Here is a 20,677-nt window from a genome sequence, read left to right as displayed (position 1 = left end):
CCTCGTCGCGATCGCCGCAGCGGGCACGCGGCGATGGCGACGGACGGCTGACATCAATTTTCCTGGAGGGCTGGAATGAAAGGATTGGGAGCGGACGCCGAGTACTGGAACGCGCTCGCGGAAGGCAGTCTGAAAATGCAGCAATGCAGCGGCTGCGGCGCGTGGCACTGGCCGGCGGTCTGGCGTTGCGGCGAGTGTGGGTCATGGGAGCAGGGCTGGCACGAAGTGGCGCCACGCGGCCGCATCTTCACGTGGACCCGCACCTGGCACGACTTCGGCTGGCAGGCGAAGGGCTTGCCGTATGTGAGCGTGATCGTCGAACTCGACGGTGCGGGAGGCAAACGATTGAATGGCGTGATGGCAGATGCCGGCGAGCCGGTCCGGATCGGGCAGCGCGTAACGGCCGAGCCCTGGCAGTTCGAATGGGAGGGTGAGGCCGTGCATGGTCTGAAGTGGACGCCCGTGGGCGACGAATCGGAACGGGAGGCGCGATGAATCCGAATGAATTCTGTGGGTCCGTCTCGGTGGCCGGGCTGGGCCTGCGGCAGTACAAGCGCGGAAGCGCACCGATGCCGGAGCAGGCCGTCCTGGTCAGGGCGATTGTCGACGCTTGCGAGGATGCCGGCTTCGATCCGGCGGACGTGGATGGGTTTGTCGCGTATGGCGACGACAACAACGAGCCTGTGCGGCTGATGTCGGACCTGGGCACGAGGGAGCTATGCTTCAACTCCCAGGTCTGGGGCGGCGGCGGCGGCGGCATCGCGGCGGCGTTCGGCATCGCGGCGGCGGCCATTGCGACGGGGCAGGCCTCGGCGGTGGTGGTGTTCCGCGCGCTGGTGCAGGACAACAGTGGACGCCTGTCGGCTGCGGTGATGCGTCACCACCTCAACGCGCATTGCATCAGCGCCGGGCTGATGGCGCCCGCGCAGCTTTGCGCGCTGCGGGCACAGCGGATGTTCGAGCACCACAAGGTGCCGAAGTCGGTGGCCGAGGAACTGGTCCGTGCCTCCTACTACCACGGCTCCCGCAATCCGGAGGCGATGGCCAGCGGCAAGGATCTCGACCTGGATGTGTATCGCCACGGCCGCTGGATTGCCGAGCCGTTCCGGCTGTTCGACTGCTCGCGCGAGAACGACGGCGCGGGTGCGTTGTTGCTTGTCTCGACCGAGCGCGCTCGGGATCTCCGCAAGAAGCCGGTGCGGCTGCTGGGCGTGGCCAATGGCACGGCGAAAGGGTGGGGCGACCTGCTCGACAATGACGACGACTACGCCTCCGCAGGCTTCAAGCCGGTTGCACGCAGGCTGTGGCAGCAGACGGGCTTGACGCCGGCGGACGTGGACGTGATCCAGCTCTACGAGAACTTCAGCGCGCAGGGTGTCATGTCGCTGATCGACCACGGCTTCTGCACGTACGAGAACGTCGCCGAAGTGATCCGGTTCGAGAACCTGATCGCGCCGACCGGGAAACTGCCGGTCAATACCTCGGGCGGGAACTTTGCCCACGGCTTCGTGCATGGCATCGGCACGGCCATCGAATCGGTGCGGGTACTGCGCGGCGAGTCGGCCAATCCGGTGCCGGATGCGAAGATCTGTCTGATGACAGGCGGGCCTGGGGCGCCGACAGTCAGTTCGGCGGTGTTCGGGGCTGACAATCTGTGATGCAAAAAGGGGGCGCCACGGCGCCCCCTCCTCTTTTCCGGCTACATCAAGCCGCTTCGCGCTCGAATCCCGCAAAACGCCGGACATGGTAGTCCGCGCTGCCCAGCGTATTGCCAAGAACCGTGGCCCGCTTGAAGTAATGCGTGACGGGAAGCTCGTCGCTCATGCCCATGCCGCCGTGAAGCTGGATGGCGTTCTGGCCGACGAAGCGGCAGGCCTGATCGGTCGTGACCTTCGCGGCTGACGCCGCCCTTGCACGTTCGGCCGGTTCCGCATCCAGCTTCAACGTCGCGCCGTAGACCGACGACCGGGCCAGTTCAACCTGGATCATCATGTCCGCCATGCGGTGCTGCAGGACCTGGAAGGACGAGATCGGCTGGCCGAACTGCTCGCGCTGGCGGGTATAGGCGACGGTGTCCTCCAGCATCCTTTCCATCAGGCCGACCGCCTCCGCGCATTGCGCCGCCACGGCCTCGTCGGCGATGCGTTCGATGAGGTCAAAAGCCTGTCCCTCAGCGCCCAGCAGCGCATCGGCGGGAAGCATCACGCCGTCGAGAACCACGTCCGCCGCGCGCCGGCCGTCGATGGTGTGGTACTCGCGCAGCGTCACGCCAGGACGTTCGCGCTCGACGAGGAAGAGGGAAATGCCATAACGGTCTGACGCGGCGCCGCCGCTGCGGGCTGTGACGATCAGGCTGGACCCCCACTGCGCGCCGATGACGGCCACTTTGTGACCTTCGAGACACCATCCGTCGCCCTGCTTCCGTGCCTGCGTGCCGACCGTTGCAAGTCCGAAGCGTGCGCCAGGCTCGTTCCATCCCACCGCAACGGTGTCGTCTCCGGCGAGCACGGCGGCGAGCAGGTCGCGTGCGCGCTGGCCCCCGGCGCGGCGCAGCAACCCGCCGGCCATCACCACCGATTCCGCGAACGGCTCCAGCGCGAGGGCCCGGCCCAGTTCCTCCATGACGATCATGTTCTCGACCGGGCCGCCGCCGCTGCCGCCCACGTCTTCCGGAAGGGCCGCGCCCAGGATGCCAAGCTCCTTCCCGAGCGCGCGCCAGATGTCGGGGCGCCAGCCCTTGTCCGATTGGCTGGCGTCCTTGCGCGAGGGGAAGGGATAGCGGTCGCGCAGGAACGCCCGCAGGCTGTTGCGCAGCAGTGTCTGTTCGTTGTTCAGCGAGAAGTGCATGGGTGTCTCGGATCTCGGTTGCGTGCGATGCCGGGCGTCATCAGAGGCCCAGCCCTGCCTTGGCGATGATGTTCCGCTGGATCTCGTTGGAGCCGGCGTAGATCGTCCCGGCCCGGTCGTTCAGGTAGTGCAGCGGGGCAATGGCGGCAAAGGCCGGGCCCACATGCGGCCCGGCGCCGAACGGCAATACCACCGGGCCGCCGGGCCGGGTGGCCTGGGGTTGATAGGCGATGCCGTAGTCGCCCGCGGCTTCGAGCGCCAGCTCGGTCACGTGCTGGCTCAGTTCGGTGCCGACGACTTTCATCACCGATGCCGCGAGGCCGGGCGAACCGCCGTTCGCCGCCTCCGACATGGCGCGGAATTCATACAACTCCAGCGCGTTCACGCGGATGCGCGCGGCGGCGAGCTTGTGGGCGAAGGCCGGGTCGTCGATGAGAGCGGAGGTGTCGTGGCCCGGGACCGTCGCGGCGAAGGCGGCGATCCGGTCCAGCCTGACCTGGAGATCGGGCGCGTAGGCGGTGCCGCCCCGCTCATGCTCCAGCAAGTATTTCGCAACGGCCCACCCATCGCCGATCTTCCCCACGGCATTGGCCTTGGGCACGCGCACGTTGTCGAAGAACACCTGGTTCTGGATGTGCTCGCCCGATGGCGCGACGATGGGCCGCACGGTGATGCCCGGGCTCGCCATGTCGATCAGCAGGAACGTGATGCCGCGCTGCGGACGCTCGCACTTCTCAGTGCGGACGAGGCAGAACATCCAGTTCGCCACGTTGGCGTGGGTCGTCCAGATCTTGGAGCCGTTGCAGAGGAAGTCATCGCCGTCGTCCTCGGCGCGCATCTGGAGCGAGGCGAGGTCGGAGCCGGAGTTGGGCTCGGAGTAGCCCTGGCACCAGTAGTGCTCGCCGGTGAGCATCTTCGGCAGGAAAAACGCCTTCTGTGCGTCGGTGCCGTAGCGGATCAGCGCCGGGCCGCACATGTGGATGCCTAGCGGGGCCGGCGGTGCACCGGCTGTTAGGCGCTCGCGGGTGTAGTGGTAGCGCTGCGCGACGCTCCAGTCGCACCCGCCGTGCTCCACGGGCCAGGAAGGGGCGCCCCAGCCCTTTTCAAACAGCTTGCGCTGCCAGGTGATCGAGGCGTGATGGTCAACATAGACGCTCGTCATGTGGCGGCCCGCGTCGCGCAGCTCGTCGGTCAGGTTTGCCTGGATGAAGGCTCGGACTTCATCGCGAAAGGCAAGTTCGGCGTCGCTCCACCGAAGTTCCATGGTCAATCTCCTGTGAAGGCCGCTACAACCATAGCGGTCGTGAAATTTGCCGGGAACGGAACGACCGCTCCCGATGACTCAGTCCATGCGCATGCCGCCGTCGACGTTCATGGCCTGGCCGGTGATGTAGGACGCATCCGGGCTCAGCAGGAACGCGATCGCCGCTGCCTGCTCGTCGGGCATTCCCTGGCGCCGCATAGGGACGCCCCGCACGCTGCCGCTCTTGATCGTGTCGAATGCCTTGCCGGAGCGGGCAGCGGAGCGGCCGAAGGTGCCGTCCAGCATGTCGGTGTCGGTCAACCCGGGGCAGATGCAATTGACGCGGATGTCGTGCCGCGCCAGTTCCTGCGCCATCTGCTGCGTCAGGCCGATCACGCCGAACTTGGTGGTGCTGTAGGCGCCGTAGTTCGCCATGCCGATCCGTCCGGCCACGGAAGACAGGTTGACGATCGCGCCGCCCTCGCCCTGGCGGATCAGCACGCGCGCGACGGCCTGCGATACCAGGAACACACCGTCGAGATTGACGGCCATCGTGCGCTTCCACTCGGCCTCATCGAGGTCAACGATCGGCATGTCGCCCGCCCCGCTGGGGACGCCGGCGTTGTTGACCACACCGTCGATGCGGCCCATGCCTTCCACGGCCGCGCGGATCATGGATTCAACGTCGGCGCCGCGCGTCACGTCACATTCGATCGCCATGCTGCGGCGGCCCAGCCCTCTGATCTCCTCGGCGAGCGATTCGATCCCGCGCCATTGCGCCGCGCGCTCGTGTTCGGGAAAGCTCGCGGGATCGCGGCGCTGGGCAGTTACCACAACGTCCGCGCCGTCGCGCGCAAGACGCAGGGCGGTGGCGCGGCCGATGCCGCGCATGCGGCCGGCGCCGGTAATCACAAAGACTTTTCCAGCGAGTGTGTTCATCTCGGGTCGGGATTGGGGGGGGGGTGGAATGTGCCGACACGGTCGGCACACAGGCAAACAGGCGCGCAACGCTCACCGCCGCGCGCGGAGGTCGATGAAATCCTTCAGCACTTCATGTTCCCGCGTGAAGAAGATCGGCGAGGCCGGCAGGTCGATGAAGCGGTGCTCGTCATCTAGCAGGATCTGGCTGGCGCGCCGACGTTCTTCGATGAAGGATGACGGAGCTTCGGAGAACCAGAGTTCGGCCACGCCATCGAACGGCGGATGGCCGCCACGGCTGCGCGAGAAGCTGGCGAAGGTGGCGTCGTCGAGGGTGTGGCACTGGACGTAGCGCTCGATGCCGAGTGTCGGCGCATGTTCCGCGACGAGCGGCGCATGCATGTCACGCCAGTAGGCCTGGAATTCCGCCCGGCTCAGGGACGGGAGCCGCCGGAGGCAGAAGACGATCTTGATCAAGGTCGGGCCCTCTCGTCCGGCTCCTGCGTGATGCCGAGCAGCAGCTTGCCGTCATTCTTGCCGGAGAACAGCATCTGCATCGCTTCCAGCGCGTTTTCAATGCCCGGCACGACGTGATCCCGCCATTGGATCTGACCGCCGGCCACCCAGGGCTCCAGCTCGGTCAACGCCTCTTTCGCCTTCGGGATGTGATCCACGACGACGAATCCCTCGATGCGCAGCCGCCGCATCAGGATGCGCGAGAAGTCGGCCGGTCCCGGCACCGGGCCATCCTTTTCGTAGCTGGAAATCATGCCGCACAGGACCATGCGGCCAAAGGTGTTCATGCGCGTGTAGACGGCTTCCATGATCGCGCCGCCCACGTTCTCGAAGTCGAGGTCGATGCCGTCGGGGCAAAGGCGGTCGAGCGCTGCCCCGACATCTTCGCGCTTGTAGTCGATGGCGCCATCGAAGCCGAGTTCGCCGGTCAGCCAGTCGCATTTCTGCTTGCCGCCCGCGATGCCGATCACGCGTGCACCGCGCAGTTTCGCGATTTGGCCGGCAACGGAGCCGACCGCCCCGGCGGCGGCCGAGACCACGACCATGTCGCCGGCCTTGACCTGTCCCACGCGTGTCATGCCGAACCAGGCGGTGAGGCCGGTGGCGCCCAGCACGCTCAGCGTGGCGGTCAGCGGCACACCCGGCAGCGTGAGGACGGGCCGCGCCATGCGCGCATCGGTGACGCTGCGTGTTTCCCAGCCGGCTAGCCCCAACTGCACGAGATCGCCGGCCTTGAAGCGCCCGGAGCGGGAGTCCGTGACCACGCCAACCGTCGTGCCGCGCATCGCGCTGCCCACTTCGATGGGCGGCAGATACTGCTCCCGGTCGCTCATCCAGATCCGCTGCGTGGGGTCGAGTGAGAGGTAGATGTTGCGGACCTCGATCTGCTCATTGGCCAACGGTGCCGGCCGGTACGCGACGAGTTCCAGGTCTTCCGGTTCGATGGCGCCCTTCGGACGGCGCTTCAGTTGCCAGCGCAGCGCGGGCTCTTGCACACTCATTGCTTCTCCTTGGCCGGCTGCCGGGCAGCCGGCGTCGATCCTTGCGGCACACTCCCTCAGGCCTGTGCCTTGGGAATGAAAATGGACTTGATCTGGGTGAACGACTTCAGCCCCTCCATGCCGTTTTCCACGCCAATGCCGGACTCCTTCTGCCCCGCGAACGGGATGTGCGGCGCGTTCTGCAAGTTCTGGTTGATCCAGACCGTGCCGGTTTCGAGGCGCTTCGCAATCGCTACCGCGTTGTCGACGTTCTTCGACCAGATGGCGCCGGCCAGGCCGTAGTTGCTGTCGTTCGCGCGGCGGATCACGTCTTCCACGTCCGTGAACCGGAGCAGCGGCAGGACCGGGCCGAATGCCTCCTCGGCCACGACGCGCGCATGCTCGGGCGGGTTGTCCACCAGCGTAAGCGGGACGAAGTAGCCGCCGTTGTCGGGCGTCTCGCGGCCGGTGAGCAGCGTCAGGCCCTCGGCGCGGGCTTCGTCGATCAGGCCCAGGAGGCGGCGATGGAGCGGTTCGTTCTGGACGGGGCCGTAGTGGGTGCCCGGCTTCATGCCGTCGTCGACTCTCGCTTCCAGTGCCAGTGCGTGCAGCCGGTCGCGCAGGGCGTCGTAGATATCGTCGTGGATGTACAGGCGCTTGGTGGCCACGCACACCTGCGCGCTGTTGTAGAAGGCGCCGTGGAAGATTTCCCGGGCGACCTGGTCGATGTCGACGTCCGGCATGATGATCGCCACGTCGTTGCCGCCCAGTTCCAGCGTGATGCTCTTCAGGTCGCGCGCGGCGGCTTCCATCACCCGCTTGCCGGTGGCCGTCGAACCCGTGAACGAGATCTTCGCGAAGCCCGGATGGGCGGTCATCAGTGGGCCGAGTTCGTCGTCGCCGGAGAGGACGTTGAAGACGCCGGGCGGGAGGATTTCACGCCACAGCTCGGCGAGCTTGAGCGCTAGCAGCGGCGTGAAGGGCGACGGCTTCATCACCATCGTGTTGCCGGCGAGCAAGGCCGGGCCGATCTTCCACGTGGCCAGCAGGAAGGGGAAATTCCACGGCACGATCGCGCAGACTACGCCGAGCGGTTCGTGGTGGATTTCTACGCGCCGCGCAGGCGTGTCCTCGACCACTTCGACCGGCAGGTCTAGCTTCGCCACGGCCTTCAGCCAGAACGAGCCGAACAGGATTTCCTGACGGGCGGCCTCCAGCGGGCGGCCCTGTTCCAGCGTGAAGAGGCGCGCCAGATCGTCGGCGTGCGCCTTGATCGCGTTGGCCGCCGCGTTGATGACGTTCCGGCGTTCCGCGATCGGCAACGCCTTCCAGGCCGGTAGCGCAGCCTGTGCGGCGGCGACGGCGTCGTCGAGATCCTGTGCCGAGGCGGCCGGCGCGGCCGCGAACGGCTGACCGGTCGCGGGGTTCTTCACGTCAAGGCTGCGCGCCGTCGCGCGTGCCTTGCCGCCAATGGTGAGGGTGTAATCGGAAAAGAAGTCCATGCTTGCGTCTCCATCGAGTCGGGCTGATCGGTTCAGAGGGGCGGCCTTACCGGCCGGTAAATGCCGGCGTTCGCTTCTCGGCGAAGGCGCGGGACGCTTCGTGGAAGTCTTCGGTCATCAGGGCCAGCACCTGGGCGTGGTTCTCCACTTCCAGCGCCGCATCGAGGCTGCCGGCTTCCAGGTTGGCCCACATGAGCTGCTTGGTGTGATGGGTCGAATAAGGGCTGTTGCGCAGCACGAGGGCGGCGGTCTCCAGGGCTTGCTCCAGCAGTTGGTCGTCATCGACCGCGGCGGTTACCAGGCCAATGCGCACCGCCTCGCTCGCCTGCACGGGGCGACCAGACAGCATGATCTCGAACGCGCGCGAAGCGCCGATGAGGCGGGGCAGGTGATAGCTGATGCCGCATTCCCCGGCGGTGAGCCCGATCCGCACCGCGCCGACATGGAACGCGGCGGATCGGGACGCCAGCCGGATGTCGGCCGCCAGCGTCAGCGCGAAGCCCGCACCCACGGCGGCGCCGTTGATCGCGGCGAGGATGACCTTGGGGCTTGCGCGCAGGCGGCGGACCATGCCGGCGAACAGTTGCTGCCCGCGGTAGTAGTCGGTTACTGAGGCCGGCGCCTCGATCGGCTCGCCGGAACTGTCGGTCAGAGGGCTGGAGAGATCCCATCCGGCACAGAAGCCACGGCCCGCGCCGGTAAGCAGGATTGCCCTGACCTTCTCGTCGCGGGACAGTTCGTCGAGTGCGTTGGAAAGCCGGCGGACTGTCTGCTGGCTGAGTGCGTTCAGGCGTTCGGGGCGGTTCAGCGTCAGCACCGCGACGCCCGGTCGGCTCTTGTCTATCAGGATCTCGTTCTGATCCATACAATCCTCGCTTCTGGAAGATCAATGTCAATGTGGTGCGCCAGGCGGCGCGGGCCCCCTCGGGGAAAGGCGACGCGGGATGCGCTTCACGGGCAGCGGCCGGCGGCACTCCACTTGCGTTGTGGAGGCATCTTAGGTTTGTGCATTCGGCACTGGCAATCGTCGCTTTCGACGATCGGGCCGGCGGCGGCGCCGTGCTCTAATTCCGTCGAACTTCCCCGCAAATCCGCCAGAAAGAAGGAGTCACGAACTTGATCACCCTGTACCACTGCAACGACGCGCGATCGTTCCGCTGCCTCTGGCTGCTGGAGGAAATGAAGCTGCCCTACGAGGCGAAGATCATGGATTTCCCGCCCCGGATCCACGCGCCGGAGTACCTGCGGGTGAATGCGACTGGGTCCGTTCCCTGCCTGCAGGATGGCGCGACGACGCTGAACGAATCGGCGGCGATCCTGGAGTACCTGGCGACCCGCTATCCGTCGGGTGGCCTGGCAGTGGCGCGCGACGATGCAGACTATGGCCAGTGGCTGAACTGGCTGCACTTCGGCGAGGCGTCGCTCACCACGCCGCTGGCGACGCTGATGCGCTACGCATACTTCGAGCCGCCGGAGAGGCGCCAGCCGGCTGTCGTGGCGGATTATCGGGAGTTCTTCTTCAACCGCCTCGCCCTCGTGGAATCGGCGTTGCAGCAGCATGACTATCTGGTGGCCGACCGCTTCACCGCGGCAGACATCAGCGTTGGCTACGCGCTGCTGTTGAGCCGGCTGGTCGGCCTGCAACCGCACCTGCCGCCGCCGGTGCTGTCATACTGGGCGCGCCTGCAGGAGCGTCCCGCCTTCAAGGCCGCGAAGCAGGTGCAGAAGGCATGGTCGAGCCGGCAGGCCGAGGCGGCATCCGCCTGATCCTGCGCTGGAATTGAATAGAAAGCACCTGGTGAACCGGGGCCTGAGAGGAGATTTATGAACGGTACGCTGATCGATGCCATCAAATGGTGGGCGACGGAACGCCGGGACGAACTGGCGATTGTCACCAGCCACGACCGCGTGACGTATGGTGAACTCGGCACCTGGGCGGACGCTACGTGTGACTGGCTGGTCGGGCTCGGACTGCAGGCCGGCGATCGGGTCAGCATCTATGCCACCAACAGTCTCGAATGGTGCGTGATGTCGCAGGCGGTAATGCGCGCGGGCGGCCTGTTGGCGCCGGTAAACCCGCGCTTTACGCTTAGCGAGGCGAGCCATGTCGTCGGCCGCTATGAGCCCCGCTTCATCTTCCACGACCAGGATCGGACGGAACATGCGGTCGCCATTGGCGAGACGGCGCCAGGCATCGGCATCCTGCCGCTGGACGAGATCAGCCGCTTTCGTCACGCGACGCCATCGGGCCGGCCACGCGACCCGGCGATCGGTCCCGACACGCCGGTCGTCATCATTGGCACGAGCGGTTCCACGGGATACCCGAAGGGCGTGGTTTATAGCCACCGCACCATGCTCGGCGGCTTCGCGGACCTCGCGCTTGCAGCCGCGCGGGCGGTCGAGCACCCGCGCGTGATGGTGTTCGGTCCGCTGTGTACCTCGGCGGGCTACTACGTGCTGACCGAAATGCTGGTGTATGGCGGCACTGCCTACTTTGAGGACAGCTTTGACCCGGCCAAGGCGCTCCGGCGCATCGAGACTGACCGGATCACGATCCTGATGGGCGTGCCGGTGTTCTTCGAGCGCATGGTTGCGTGCGAGTCCTTCGCTTCGACCGACCTGTCGTCGATTCGCATGTTGCAATCGGGCGGCGCCCGGGTCTCCCGCCAACTGCTGGAAGCGTGGATGCAGCGGGGGCTGGTCTTCCAGCAGATGTACGGCCAGACCGAAGCCGGCGGCTGCGCCACCATCAATCCCGTTGCCGATGCAGTCAAGTTCCCGGAGAAATGCGGGCGTGGCATGCCGCTGACGCGCATCGCCACGATCGACGCCGACGGCAATTTCTGTCCACCTGGCGTGCCGGGCGAGATCGTCATCAAGGGACCGGCGGTCATGGTCGGCTACTGGTGCGATCCGGAGGCCACCGCGCAGGTGCTGGTCGATGGCTGGCTGCGCACGGGCGACCTGGGCGTGCTGGACGAGAACGGCTTGCTGACCATGCTCGACCGCATCAAGGACATCATCATTTCCGGCGGCATGAACATCTCCGCGGCGGAGGTGGAGCGGGTGATCTCGGAATTCCCAGGGGTCGACGAGGTGGCGGTGATCGCGGCGAAGGACGAGCGCTTCGGCGAGACGCCGATGGCCGCGATCTACGCGCCGGGCGGCATCGAGATACCGGCGCTGATCGCCCACTGCTGCAAGCATCTTAGCGACTATAAGGTGGTGCGCTACGTCGCGGTCCGCGACGAGCCGCTGCCCCGCCTCGCCGCGGGGAAGATCTCCAAGCCGGAATTGCGCAAGCAGTACGCCGATGCGCACCTTACATTGCCGAAAGTGCGCTGACGGCGCGACTCCAAACCACCCGTCCCCCTGACAGAGAACAAGATGTCCGCTGAGCACGTTGACGAACTGGCCTGGAATGACAACCTGCTCCTTGGCTACGAGCCGATGGACGCGGTGCATCGCGAATTCGTGGCGCAAATCGCGTCCTTGTCGCAATGCGCCGAGGAAGACCTCGCGGGCGGCCTGGCGCGCCTCCACGAGCACCTGAAGGAGCACTTCGATGCCGAGGACGCGCTCATGGTCCAGCACGACTTCCCGCCGCGCGATTGCCATATCGACGAGCATGCGGCCGTCCTGAAGTCGGCGCGGGACGTGCTGGCGCTGGTGCAGGAGGGGGACGTCGCCATCGGCCGGGACTTTGTCGCGCACCTTGCCGACTGGTTCCCCGGCCACACCACTCATCTCGATTCGGCCCTGGCGCACTGGATGGTTAAGCGTCTGCATGGCGGGAAGCCGGTTGTCCTGCGCCGCCACATGAGCTTCGATCACGGCGCGGCCGAGCTGTCTGCATAGCCCTTATGCCCTCTGTGCCCCTCATGCCGGACGTTCCCGGAACCAAGATGATCACTGACGCAAGCCTGCGAACCATGCCGCAACGGGCGGAGTACGGAAACGGTGTCTACGTGCGGTCCCTGCAGATCAGCACCCCGTCACCGGGACAGGTCTGCCTGGCGATGGAGGACATTGGCCACGCCTTCCAGATATCGCTGACGCACCAGGATGGCGTGGTGACCAGCGTCGGCAGCGCGTGGCACCGGCAGCCGCTCACCAGTTGCGCGGGCGCGGGTAACGCGCTGGAGGTCATGGTGGGCAGCCGGCTGTCGGACAGCCTGTTCGACATTGCCCGCCAGACGGACGCCAGCCAGCAATGCACGCACATGTTCGACATGTTCTGCCTGGCCGCGACGCATGCCTGGCATGGCAGGGAAGATCGGCGCTACGACGTGGTCGTGCCAGACAGCCAGGGCGACGAAATGGTCGTTGCCACGCTGGGCGTGAACGGCGTGCCGACGTTGAGCTTCACGATGGAGAACTACGAGCGAATCGTGGCGCCGGAGGCATGCCGGGGGCTGAGCGTGTTCAGGGGATTCATGTCGTGGGTGCGCACCAATGTCCCCGCTGACCGGCATGAGCACTACTTCGTCATGCAGAAGGCGCTGTTCGTGGCACGCGGACAGAAGATCGACATGGAAGCCACGGTTGGCATGAAGGCGGCATTGTCCGGACCGCCGGAGGGGACATGCTATGGCTCGCAGGCGGCGCGCTATGGGGAGGCGGTCCGGCTTGCCACGATGCGCCGCTTCGACAAGGATTCGGTCACCGACGTGCTGACGTTCTTCCGGCCAGGCCAGACGCTGTAGCCGGCGGCGCGACAAGCGCGCCCGTGCGAATGCCAGGGGCGCGCCACGGCACTCAGTTGCGCCGCTTACTCAGGAATGTATCGAACGTCTCCCGGCCGCCGAGCGGGCGCATGACAGTGGCCAGCGCCAGTTGCTCGGCGTGGAACTGGTCATCCAGGCTGCGGCCGATGCCCTCGTCGATCAGGCGCTTGACCCATTGCGTGCCGAGTGGCGGCATTGCCGCGATCTGCCGCGCCTTCTCCACGGCGGTCTGCAACAACGCTTCGCGCGGCACGACTTCGTGGTACAGCCCGATCGCCAGTGCCTCCTCGGCACCAACCACTCGCCCGGTCAGCAGGATTTCTTTGGCGCGCGCCGCCCCCACGATATGCGGAAGCTGCCAGGCGCCCTCGGCCGCGCCATGCAGCGCGGCGGCGACGCGGAAGCTGACTTCGTGGCACGCGATACGGATATCGGCCGCCATCGCATAGAGCGCGCCCACGCCGTGCGCCAACCCGTTCATTGCAGCGATCACCGGCTTCGGGTGCCGGGCAATGGCCCGTATGACGGGGCAGCGATGGATGGTGGCCAGCAGCATGGCGTCGGCGTCCATGCCTGACATTTCCTTGATGTCGTAGCCCGAGCTGAAGGCGCGCTCTCCCGCGCCGGTCAGCACGATGGCGCGCACCGTTGCGTCGGAGGCAGCGTCGCGCAGCGCGTCTGCCAGCGCATCCGCCAGTTCGACTGTCACGGCATTCATCGCGAATGGCCGGTTGATCGTCAGTTGGACCACGCCGTCGAATGGCCGATGGTTGATCAGCGATGGCTCGTTCATCGTTCTGTCTCCAATGGTGGAAATTGTGCTTCACGGCAATGCGGAAATCCCGACCTGCCGCGCATTCCGAATCCTATGTCGGATTGAATACCCCGTATCGAGAATTCCCATGTCACCGCGAGAAATCGTCGAAAACGACGAGTGTTACGACCGCCAGACACCTTGACGGAAGCGAAGTAATTCGCCACGTCGCCGACCGTTCATCCCCACCCTGTAGCACGCGCGGGAAATCGTCGAAAGGGACGATCGTTTGACGCGCCATCCCTCAGTAACCTACTTCCAGCATTACCCGCGATCTCGCATCGATAGCCATTGCACTATCGCGGAAATAGTCCGGAAAGAGACAAGAAGTGAATTCAGAAATGTGCGGTCTGCACAGGAATCGAATTTAAAAGGGTGGGAGACAAAGTGATGGGAGACATGGTGAACAGAAAGGAAGGTGATGGGTGCCGGCGAATGGGCGGCAGTCGCCGTCTCAATGCCGGCCTGCGGATTGTGCTTTCAGGCGCCCTGGTGATGGTCGCGGTGCCGGCCCTGTCGATGGAGTTCGACACCGGCGAATCGGACGTCAAGGTGCGCTGGGACAACACACTGCGCTACAGCCTCGGCAACCGCCTGCAGAATGCAAGCAACAGCATCAACAATGCCGCCGGCTTCCCGTTCGATCAGAGCAACTCGCTCTTCAAGAAGGGTGACTTCTTCACCAACCGGCTCGACTGGCTGAGCGAACTGGACGTGCGGTACAAGGAGTTCGGCGCGCGCGTCAGTACTGCCGCCTGGTACGACGCCTCCTACGGCAGCAACGCCGCGCATACGAACAATCCGTCCGCATACGTGAACGACCGCTTTACGTCGCCGGTCACTCGGTACTACCGCGGCCCGTCGGGCGAAGTCCTCGACGCCTTCGTCTTCGGCCGCGCGGACGTCGGCACGGTCCCGGTCGATGTGCGCCTCGGCAAGCATGCAGTGATCTGGGGCGAGGGCTTGTTCGGGAGCACCAACTCGGTGGCTTACTCGCAAGCACCGTCTGATTCGAACAAGGCCGTGGCCAATCCGGGCGCCTCGGCCAAGGAAACCGCGCTGCCCGTCTGGCAGATGTCGGCGATCGCGCAACTCACGGACGAGGTCAGCGTTGCCGGGCAGTACACCTTTAGCTGGGCCACGAACCGGCTGCCGGAAGGCGGCACCTACTTCGGCGCCGCCGACACCATCCTGCTCGGGCCGAACGTGGGGCGCGAAGGCGCCGTCAACGGGAAGGGCGGCGACATCGGCCTGTCGGCGCGGTGGCGGCCGGACTGGCTCGACCAGGGCACCATCGGCATGTACTACCGCAACTTCGACGAAAAGAACCCCTGGGCATCGCAGCTCGATACGACGACCGGCCTGCGCCGCGCCGTCTATGCACGCGACGTCAACCTGTACGGCCTGAGCCTGGCGAAGATGGTGGGCGGCGTTTCGCTTGGCAGCGAGGTCTCGTACCGCACCAACATGCCGCTGAACAGCCGGGGCCAGGCGGGGCCCGACTCCTACGGTGCCCGCGGCGAAACATTCCATGCGCTGCTGAATGGCGTCAAGACGTTCGGCCAGTCGCCGGTGTTCTCGTCGGCAGCGCTGGCGACCGAACTCGCCATGACGAGTCTGGTCAAGGTAACGGATAACGCGGCGGCTTATCGCGGCAACGGCAATGCGGCGGCCGGGTGCACCACCACCGACATCGTCGCGGGCTGCTCGACGCGGACGTTCTGGACGTTCGGCGTGTCCTTTACGCCGACGTGGACCCAAGTGTTCCCGGGCGTCGACCTCTCGATGCCGTTGTTCTACTCCATCAATTTCAAGGGATCGGCGCCGACGAACAGCGGCGGCTTCGAAGGCGCGCAGACCGTGAAGGTCGGTCTGTCCGCCGCGGTGTACCAGCGTCACTTCATCGACCTGTCGTTCAACTACTACCACGGCAAGACGGACCCCGCGCGCGGTCTGGTGCTGGGGGCGCCGTACAACGACAAGGCCAACCTGATGCTGACTTATCAAACGTCGTTCTGACGTGCAGAGAGAAGGAGACAACATGAAACTACGATCGAAGATCGCCGCCATCGCGTCGCTGGCGCTGATTGCCGGCACGGCGCATGCCGCCGTTAGCGCCGACCAGGCAAAGCAACTGGGCTCGACGCTGACTGCCGTCGGCGCCGAGAAGGCCGCCAACAAGGACGGGACCATTCCTGTCTACGATGGCGGTCTGCCGACCAACCTCGATCCTTCCGGCTTCAAGAAGGACTCGGGCAAGTGGGTGAATCCGTTCGCCAGCGAGAAGCCGCTGTTCACGATCACCGCTGCGAACATGGACAAGTACGGCGACAAGCTCTCGGAGGCCAGCAAGGCCCTCTTCAAGCGCTTCCCCGACTACCGGATGGACGTTTACAAGACGCACCGCACGGCGAACTGGCCGCAGTTCTTCCTCGACAAGACCCTGCACAACGCCACCACGGCCAAGCTCGGGAAGGATGGCATGGCGGTCGAAGGCGCCGACGGCGGCATTCCGTTCCCGATCCCGAAGAGCGGCCTGGAGGTCATGTACAACCAGCAACTGCGCTACGTCGGTACGGCGGCCAAGGGCTGGGTGCGCAACATCTACGTGGACAGCACGGGCAAGATCGTCCAGTCCGGTGAAGTGCAGTACGACCAGGACTATCCGTACAACTGGCCGGCCGACTGGCCGAAAAACGTCGACCGCCAGTCCTTCCTGCGCATGGCGCTGAACTTCACCGGCCCGACCCGCGCCGTGGGCGACGCCAACGTGTGGCAGGACAACACCGACTTCGAGGACAAGCCGCGCCGCGCTTACGCGTACTCGGCCAGCACGCGCCGCGTCCGCCTCGCGCCGGACATCTCCTATGACACGCCGATTGCCTCGGCCGGTGGTGTGATGGTCTATGACGACGCCTACATGCTGTCGGGCAAGATGGATCGCTGGGACATGAAGCTGGTCGGCAAGAAGGAAATGTACATCCCGTACAGCTCCTACGATGTCCACTTCAACGTCAAGAGCGACCAACTGCTCGGACCGAAGTTCATGAACCCGGATTTCGTGCGCTGGGAGCTGCATCGGGTGTGGGTGGTGGAAGCCACGCTCAAGCCGGGCGCCCGTCACGTCTACAGCAAGCGCGTGTTCTATATCGACGAAGACTGGTCCGGCGCCGGCGTGGCCGACATGTACGACCATGCGGGCAAGATCTACAAGGGCACCTTCATGGGCATGACCCAGCTTTACGACAAGCAGGTGCCGTGGTCGTGGCCGTACTGGACGTATGACCTGTCGACGGGCGCCTATGCCATCGCCTCCGCGGCGGGGGACGGCCCCAACCTCGGCTGGTTCATCCTCGACAAGCCGCACGCCAACTCCAAGTTCGTGCCGGACGCCATGCAGGCGCGCAGCGGACGCTGACCTGCCGGCAATCCACGCAGCAGCGGTCCGGTGCAACCCGGTTGACCGGACCGCTCCCCGAATCTCCCGCATCGCTTCGCTCCACAATCGTCTCGAGGTCTTTCATGTATCCAGCGATAAGGATAGGTCTTGCCGCGGCCACGCTCCTCGGCGCTCAACTGGCAAGCGCCGCGCCAAACGTCTTCCTGGACCCGCTGGACCAGCCGGCGCGGATGAGCGTCAATGCCGAGCGTGCCATGCTGGTGGGTGCCACGCGCACCCCGGACGGCCGGCTGGTCGTGGTCGGCAGGCGGGGTGTCGTGCTGACCTCCGATGACAACGGCGCCCACTGGAAGCAGGCGAAGGTGCCTGTGTCGACGGACCTCCTGGCCGTGAATTTCCCGACGGCCACGCAGGGTTGGGCGGTCGGGCATGCCGGTGTGGTGCTTCACACGCACGACGGCGGCCTGACCTGGGAGCGGCAACTCGACGGCCGCACCCTGCCGGACCTGCTCATCAAGCACAGCAAGCCGGCGGCGGACGCCGGCGACGAACGCGCGCGCCGCGACCTGCAGGAAGCGGAGCTCTTCAAGGCCGACGGCCCGGGCCGTCCGCTGTTCGACGTGCGCTTCACCGACGCCACGCACGGTATCGCCATCGGCGCCTACAACCTGGCATTGCGCACCGACGACGGCGGCCGCAACTGGCACCCGATCGGCGAACAGATCGACAACCCGCAGAACATGCATCTCTACGGCCTCGCCAGCGCCGCCGGCACGCTCTGGATGGCCGGCGAGCAGGGACTGGTGCTGAAGCAGGACCCGGCCACCGGGCGCTTCGGGCGCGTGGCCACGCCCTATCCGGGCTCCTTCTTCGGCATTGCGGGCAACGGCGACGACGTTGCCGTGTTCGGTCTCCGGGGCAACGCCCTGCGCAGCCGCGATGCCGGCAAAAGCTGGGAGCGCCTGGACACTGGCACGCAAAGCAACCTGACCGGCGGGATTTTCCTGGCCGACGGCCGCCTGATCCTGACCAGCGCGGCCGGCGAACTGCTGGAAGCGGGCGCCGCCACAAACAAGATGAACCGTCTTGCACAAGGCAGCCCGGTGCCAGTCTTCGGCGTGAGCAAGACCCGCGACGGGCAACTGCTGCTGACCGGCGCGCACGGCGTGCGCGTGGTCGCGCCGGGTGCGGCCGGCCAGCCGGTCGCCACGGTGGCGGGCGCGATGTCCGCAGGCAACAGCATCAAATCGGAATGAGGTCGCCCATGCATGTACAGCAGAATGGAAAGGATGCACCGATGACGGAAGCGACTTCCGCATTCGATCCCAAATCCGGCAACGTCCTGGAACGCCTGGTCTTCAATCACCGCCCCTGGGTCCTGGCATTGGCGGTGCTGATCACGGTCGTCCTCGGCTTCCTGGCCGCGAAACTGGAAGTCAACGCGAGCTTCGACAAGCTCCTCCCGCAGACCCATACCTACATCCGCAACTACCTGGAGAACCGCGGCGAGTTGCGCGGGCTGGGCAACAACCTGCGGGTGGTGGTCGAGAACACCGAAGGCGACATCTACGACCGCGAGTACCTCGAAGCGATGCGCGCGGTCAACGACACGCTGTTCCTCCTGCCGGGCGTCAATCGCCCCTTCATGAAGTCGATCTGGACATCGGGCGTGCGCTGGGTCGAGGTCACCGAGGAAGGCTATCGGGGCGGCGCGGTCCTGCCGGCGAACTACAACGGCTCGCCGCAATCCATTGCCGACCTGCGGACCAACGTCGGCCGCGCCAACCTGGTCGGCACCCTGGTTGCGAACGACCTGCGCTCCAGCATGATCGTAGTGCCGCTGCTGGATCGCTACGCGGATACCGGTGAACGCATCGACTACGGCCGGCTCGGCCGCGATATCGAGAGCCAACTGCGCGCCAAGTCGGCCAGCCTCGTCCCCGGCAAGCCCGGCAAGATCAAGATCCACGTGGTCGGCTTCGGCAAGCTGGCTGGCGACCTGATCGAGGGCCTGCGCGAGGTGATGCTGTACTTCGCCTTCACGGCGGCGATCGCAGCCGGACTGATCTACGCCTATACCCGCTGCGTCCGCAGCACGGTGCTTGTGCTGTCGTGCTCCGTCGTGGCGGTGGTGTGGCAACTCGGGCTGGTGCGGCTGTTCGGCTACGAGCTGGACCCGTATTCGATGCTGGTGCCCTTCCTCGTGTTCGCCATCGGTGTCTCGCACGGCGCGCAGAAGATGAACGGCATCATGCAGGACGTGGGCCGCGGCATGGACAAGTACGTGGCCGCCCGCTACACGTTCCGCCGCCTCTTCCTCGCCGGCTTCACCGCGCTGATGGCCGACGTGGTGGGCTTCGCTGTGCTGGCAGTGATCGACATCCCGGTCATCCGCGACCTTGCCGTCACCGCCAGCCTGGGCGTGGCCATGCTTGTGTTCACCAACCTGATCCTAGTGCCGACGCTACTGTCGTACGTGGGCGTGAGCGGCCGGGCGGCGCAGCACAGCCTGCGCAGCGACGAGGCGACGGATTCCGGGCGCGGCCTCGGCAAGCTGTGGGACCTGCTCGACCGCTTCACCGAACGCCGCTGGGCTCTGCCGACGGTGCTGGTTGCGGCAGCGCTGGCCCTGGGCGGCTTCGTCGCCAGCCTGCACCTGCAGATCGGCGATCTGGATCCGGGCGCGCCGGAACTGCGTGCGAACTCGCGCTACAACCTCGACAACGCCTACATCACTTCGCACTACGGGCTGTCGTCCGACCAGTTCGCGGTGATCGTCAAGTCCGAGCGGGACGGCTGCCTGAAGCCGCAGGTGCTGATGGACATCGACCGCCTGGACGCCACCCTGCGCGACGTGAAAGGCGTGCAGACGACCACGTCGCTGGCCGACGCCGTCGCCATCGTCTCGGCCGGGCTGAACGAGGCGGCGCCGAAGTGGATTTCGGTCAGCCATAACCAGAACCTCGTCAACACGGCGGTGCTGCGCGCGCAGGACGCCAATCCTGATGTGGTCAATTCAAGCTGCTCGGTGACTCCGGTAGTGGCCTACCTGACGGATCACCGCGCTGACACCCTCGGCCGCGTGCTGGAAGCCACCGAGCAGTTTGCCGCCACCCACGACCGCGCCGACGTGCGCTTCCTGCCGGCGGCCGGTTCGGCGGGCATCGAGGCGATCACGAACATCGTCGTGAAGCAGGCCAATCGGACCATGATCGTCCTCGTCTACCTGTCGGTGATCGTGCTTTGCATGATTACCTTCCGTAGCTGGCGCGCCACGGTCGTGACGATCCTGCCGCTGATCCTGACCTCCATCCTGTGCGAGGCCTTGATGGTCAAGCTCGGCATGGGCGTGAAGGTGGCCACGCTGCCGGTGATCGCGCTGGGCGTGGGCATCGGCATGGACTACGCCCTCTACCTCGTCAGCGCGCAACTGACGCTGATGCGTCAGGGCGCGGACCTGGCGGAAGCCTATCGTGGCGCCGTGCGCTTCACGGGCAAGGTCGTCGCGCTGGTCGGCATCACGCTGGCCGCGGGCGTGGGTGCGTGGGCGTTCTCTCCCATCAAGTTCCAGGCCGACATGGGCATCCTGCTGACCTTCATGTTCCTGTGGAACATGGTCGGCGCCCTGGTCCTGATCCCGAGCCTTTCGCACTTCCTGCTGAAGAAAGTTCCGGCCAGGGCGCAGGCAGGCGCTGCGCTCAAGCCCCTAGAAGCCAATTGACCGCCAAAT

General features: G+C 65.9%; 18 protein-coding genes. 10 read left to right on the top strand and 8 right to left on the bottom strand.

Going from position 1 to position 20,677, the window contains the following annotated elements; all coding sequences use genetic code 11:
* The first annotated feature begins 75 nt into the window (after positions 1-75).
* A complete protein-coding gene (locus RM96_RS22990) occupies positions 76-495 on the top strand; it encodes a Zn-ribbon domain-containing OB-fold protein (protein ID WP_052279687.1) in 420 nt (139 codons plus the stop codon).
* Positions 492-1,658, top strand: a complete 1,167-nt coding sequence (locus RM96_RS22985; protein ID WP_039013929.1) for a thiolase C-terminal domain-containing protein — start codon at positions 492-494, stop codon at positions 1,656-1,658. The genes RM96_RS22990 and RM96_RS22985 overlap by 4 nt, the downstream gene beginning before the upstream one ends.
* 46 nt (positions 1,659-1,704) lie before the next feature.
* Here RM96_RS22985 and RM96_RS22980 read toward each other — a convergent pair whose 3' ends face one another.
* The 7 genes from RM96_RS22980 to RM96_RS22950 all read right to left on the bottom strand — a co-directional run bounded on the left by RM96_RS22980 (position 1,705) and on the right by RM96_RS22950 (position 8,871).
* Positions 1,705-2,847: an acyl-CoA dehydrogenase family protein gene (locus tag RM96_RS22980; RefSeq protein WP_039013928.1), complete on the bottom strand. Its 1,143-nt coding sequence runs from the start codon at positions 2,845-2,847 to the stop codon at positions 1,705-1,707.
* Between the two features lie 40 nt (positions 2,848-2,887).
* Positions 2,888-4,111, bottom strand: a complete 1,224-nt coding sequence (locus tag RM96_RS22975; protein ID WP_039013927.1) for an acyl-CoA dehydrogenase family protein — start codon at positions 4,109-4,111, stop codon at positions 2,888-2,890.
* 78 nt (positions 4,112-4,189) lie between these two features.
* Positions 4,190-5,029: an SDR family NAD(P)-dependent oxidoreductase gene (locus tag RM96_RS22970; protein WP_039013926.1), complete on the bottom strand. Its 840-nt coding sequence runs from the start codon at positions 5,027-5,029 to the stop codon at positions 4,190-4,192.
* Positions 5,030-5,101: 72 nt separating this feature from the next.
* Entirely contained in the window at positions 5,102-5,485 is a 384-nt protein-coding gene (locus tag RM96_RS22965) for an EthD domain-containing protein (RefSeq protein ID WP_039013923.1), read from the bottom strand.
* A complete protein-coding gene (locus RM96_RS22960; protein WP_039013922.1) occupies positions 5,482-6,525 on the bottom strand; it encodes an NADP-dependent oxidoreductase in 1,044 nt (347 codons plus the stop codon). The genes RM96_RS22965 and RM96_RS22960 overlap by 4 nt, the downstream gene beginning before the upstream one ends.
* 56 nt (positions 6,526-6,581) lie before the next feature.
* A complete protein-coding gene (locus tag RM96_RS22955; protein ID WP_039013921.1) occupies positions 6,582-8,006 on the bottom strand; it encodes an aldehyde dehydrogenase family protein in 1,425 nt (474 codons plus the stop codon).
* Between the two features lie 46 nt (positions 8,007-8,052).
* Entirely contained in the window at positions 8,053-8,871 is an 819-nt protein-coding gene (locus tag RM96_RS22950; RefSeq protein WP_039013920.1) for an enoyl-CoA hydratase/isomerase family protein, read from the bottom strand.
* 251 nt (positions 8,872-9,122) lie between these two features.
* On the opposite strand from RM96_RS22950, the gene RM96_RS22945 reads away from it, so the two are divergent.
* The 4 genes from RM96_RS22945 to RM96_RS22930 are packed head-to-tail and all read left to right on the top strand — an operon-like array spanning position 9,123 to position 12,712.
* Positions 9,123-9,773, top strand: a complete 651-nt coding sequence (locus RM96_RS22945) for a glutathione S-transferase family protein (RefSeq protein ID WP_039013919.1) — start codon at positions 9,123-9,125, stop codon at positions 9,771-9,773.
* 57 nt (positions 9,774-9,830) lie between these two features.
* Positions 9,831-11,351 carry a class I adenylate-forming enzyme family protein gene (locus RM96_RS22940; RefSeq protein WP_039013918.1) on the top strand — a complete coding sequence of 507 codons (1,521 nt, stop codon included), beginning with the start codon at positions 9,831-9,833 and terminating at the stop codon, positions 11,349-11,351.
* A 42-nt stretch (positions 11,352-11,393) separates the two neighbouring features.
* Positions 11,394-11,864 carry a bacteriohemerythrin gene (locus RM96_RS22935; RefSeq protein ID WP_039013916.1) on the top strand — a complete coding sequence of 157 codons (471 nt, stop codon included), beginning with the start codon at positions 11,394-11,396 and terminating at the stop codon, positions 11,862-11,864.
* 47 nt (positions 11,865-11,911) lie between these two features.
* On the top strand, positions 11,912-12,712 hold the full coding sequence (locus RM96_RS22930; protein WP_039013915.1) for a DUF2889 domain-containing protein: 801 nt from the start codon (positions 11,912-11,914) through the stop codon (positions 12,710-12,712).
* A gap of 52 nt (positions 12,713-12,764) precedes the next feature.
* On the opposite strand, the gene RM96_RS22925 is transcribed toward RM96_RS22930, so the two are convergent.
* Positions 12,765-13,526, bottom strand: coding sequence for an enoyl-CoA hydratase/isomerase family protein (locus RM96_RS22925; protein WP_052279685.1), 762 nt, complete (start codon positions 13,524-13,526; stop codon positions 12,765-12,767).
* A gap of 456 nt (positions 13,527-13,982) precedes the next feature.
* Here RM96_RS22925 and RM96_RS22920 point away from each other — a divergent pair, with 456 nt between their 5' ends.
* The 4 genes from RM96_RS22920 to RM96_RS22905 all read left to right on the top strand — a co-directional run bounded on the left by RM96_RS22920 (position 13,983) and on the right by RM96_RS22905 (position 20,668).
* Positions 13,983-15,566 carry a DUF1302 domain-containing protein gene (locus tag RM96_RS22920; RefSeq protein WP_052279684.1) on the top strand — a complete coding sequence of 528 codons (1,584 nt, stop codon included), beginning with the start codon at positions 13,983-13,985 and terminating at the stop codon, positions 15,564-15,566.
* A gap of 22 nt (positions 15,567-15,588) precedes the next feature.
* On the top strand, positions 15,589-16,965 hold the full coding sequence (locus RM96_RS22915; RefSeq protein WP_039013912.1) for a DUF1329 domain-containing protein: 1,377 nt from the start codon (positions 15,589-15,591) through the stop codon (positions 16,963-16,965).
* Positions 16,966-17,069: 104 nt separating this feature from the next.
* Positions 17,070-18,203: a WD40/YVTN/BNR-like repeat-containing protein gene (locus RM96_RS22910; protein WP_082016674.1), complete on the top strand. Its 1,134-nt coding sequence runs from the start codon at positions 17,070-17,072 to the stop codon at positions 18,201-18,203.
* 41 nt (positions 18,204-18,244) lie between these two features.
* On the top strand, positions 18,245-20,668 hold the full coding sequence (locus RM96_RS22905) for an efflux RND transporter permease subunit (RefSeq protein ID WP_238587377.1): 2,424 nt from the start codon (positions 18,245-18,247) through the stop codon (positions 20,666-20,668).
* Positions 20,669-20,677 lie beyond the last annotated feature (9 nt).

The sequence above is a fragment of the Cupriavidus sp. IDO genome (genome assembly GCF_000812465.1).
Lineage (GTDB): Bacteria > Pseudomonadota > Gammaproteobacteria > Burkholderiales > Burkholderiaceae > Cupriavidus.
The sequence above is the reverse complement of the archived record's forward strand: the minus strand, read 5'-3'. Positions and strand labels throughout refer to the sequence as shown.

What these genes read in the sequence shown, in the direction of transcription:
- RM96_RS22990 (WP_052279687.1), top strand. Translation starts at nt 76, where the DNA reads ATGAAAGGATTGGGAGCGGACGCCGAGTACTGGAACGCGCTCGCGGAA.
- RM96_RS22985 (WP_039013929.1), top strand. Translation starts at nt 492, where the DNA reads ATGAATCCGAATGAATTCTGTGGGTCCGTCTCGGTGGCCGGGCTGGGC.
- RM96_RS22980 (WP_039013928.1), bottom strand. Translation starts at nt 2,847, where the DNA reads ATGCACTTCTCGCTGAACAACGAACAGACACTGCTGCGCAACAGCCTG.
- RM96_RS22975 (WP_039013927.1), bottom strand. Translation starts at nt 4,111, where the DNA reads ATGGAACTTCGGTGGAGCGACGCCGAACTTGCCTTTCGCGATGAAGTC.
- RM96_RS22970 (WP_039013926.1), bottom strand. Translation starts at nt 5,029, where the DNA reads ATGAACACACTCGCTGGAAAAGTCTTTGTGATTACCGGCGCCGGCCGC.
- RM96_RS22960 (WP_039013922.1), bottom strand. Translation starts at nt 6,525, where the DNA reads ATGAGTGTGCAAGAGCCCGCGCTGCGCTGGCAACTGAAGCGCCGTCCG.
- RM96_RS22955 (WP_039013921.1), bottom strand. Translation starts at nt 8,006, where the DNA reads ATGGACTTCTTTTCCGATTACACCCTCACCATTGGCGGCAAGGCACGC.
- RM96_RS22950 (WP_039013920.1), bottom strand. Translation starts at nt 8,871, where the DNA reads ATGGATCAGAACGAGATCCTGATAGACAAGAGCCGACCGGGCGTCGCG.
- RM96_RS22940 (WP_039013918.1), top strand. Translation starts at nt 9,831, where the DNA reads ATGAACGGTACGCTGATCGATGCCATCAAATGGTGGGCGACGGAACGC.
- RM96_RS22935 (WP_039013916.1), top strand. Translation starts at nt 11,394, where the DNA reads ATGTCCGCTGAGCACGTTGACGAACTGGCCTGGAATGACAACCTGCTC.
- RM96_RS22930 (WP_039013915.1), top strand. Translation starts at nt 11,912, where the DNA reads ATGATCACTGACGCAAGCCTGCGAACCATGCCGCAACGGGCGGAGTAC.
- RM96_RS22925 (WP_052279685.1), bottom strand. Translation starts at nt 13,526, where the DNA reads ATGAACGAGCCATCGCTGATCAACCATCGGCCATTCGACGGCGTGGTC.
- RM96_RS22920 (WP_052279684.1), top strand. Translation starts at nt 13,983, where the DNA reads ATGGGCGGCAGTCGCCGTCTCAATGCCGGCCTGCGGATTGTGCTTTCA.
- RM96_RS22915 (WP_039013912.1), top strand. Translation starts at nt 15,589, where the DNA reads ATGAAACTACGATCGAAGATCGCCGCCATCGCGTCGCTGGCGCTGATT.
- RM96_RS22910 (WP_082016674.1), top strand. Translation starts at nt 17,070, where the DNA reads ATGTATCCAGCGATAAGGATAGGTCTTGCCGCGGCCACGCTCCTCGGC.
- RM96_RS22905 (WP_238587377.1), top strand. Translation starts at nt 18,245, where the DNA reads ATGACGGAAGCGACTTCCGCATTCGATCCCAAATCCGGCAACGTCCTG.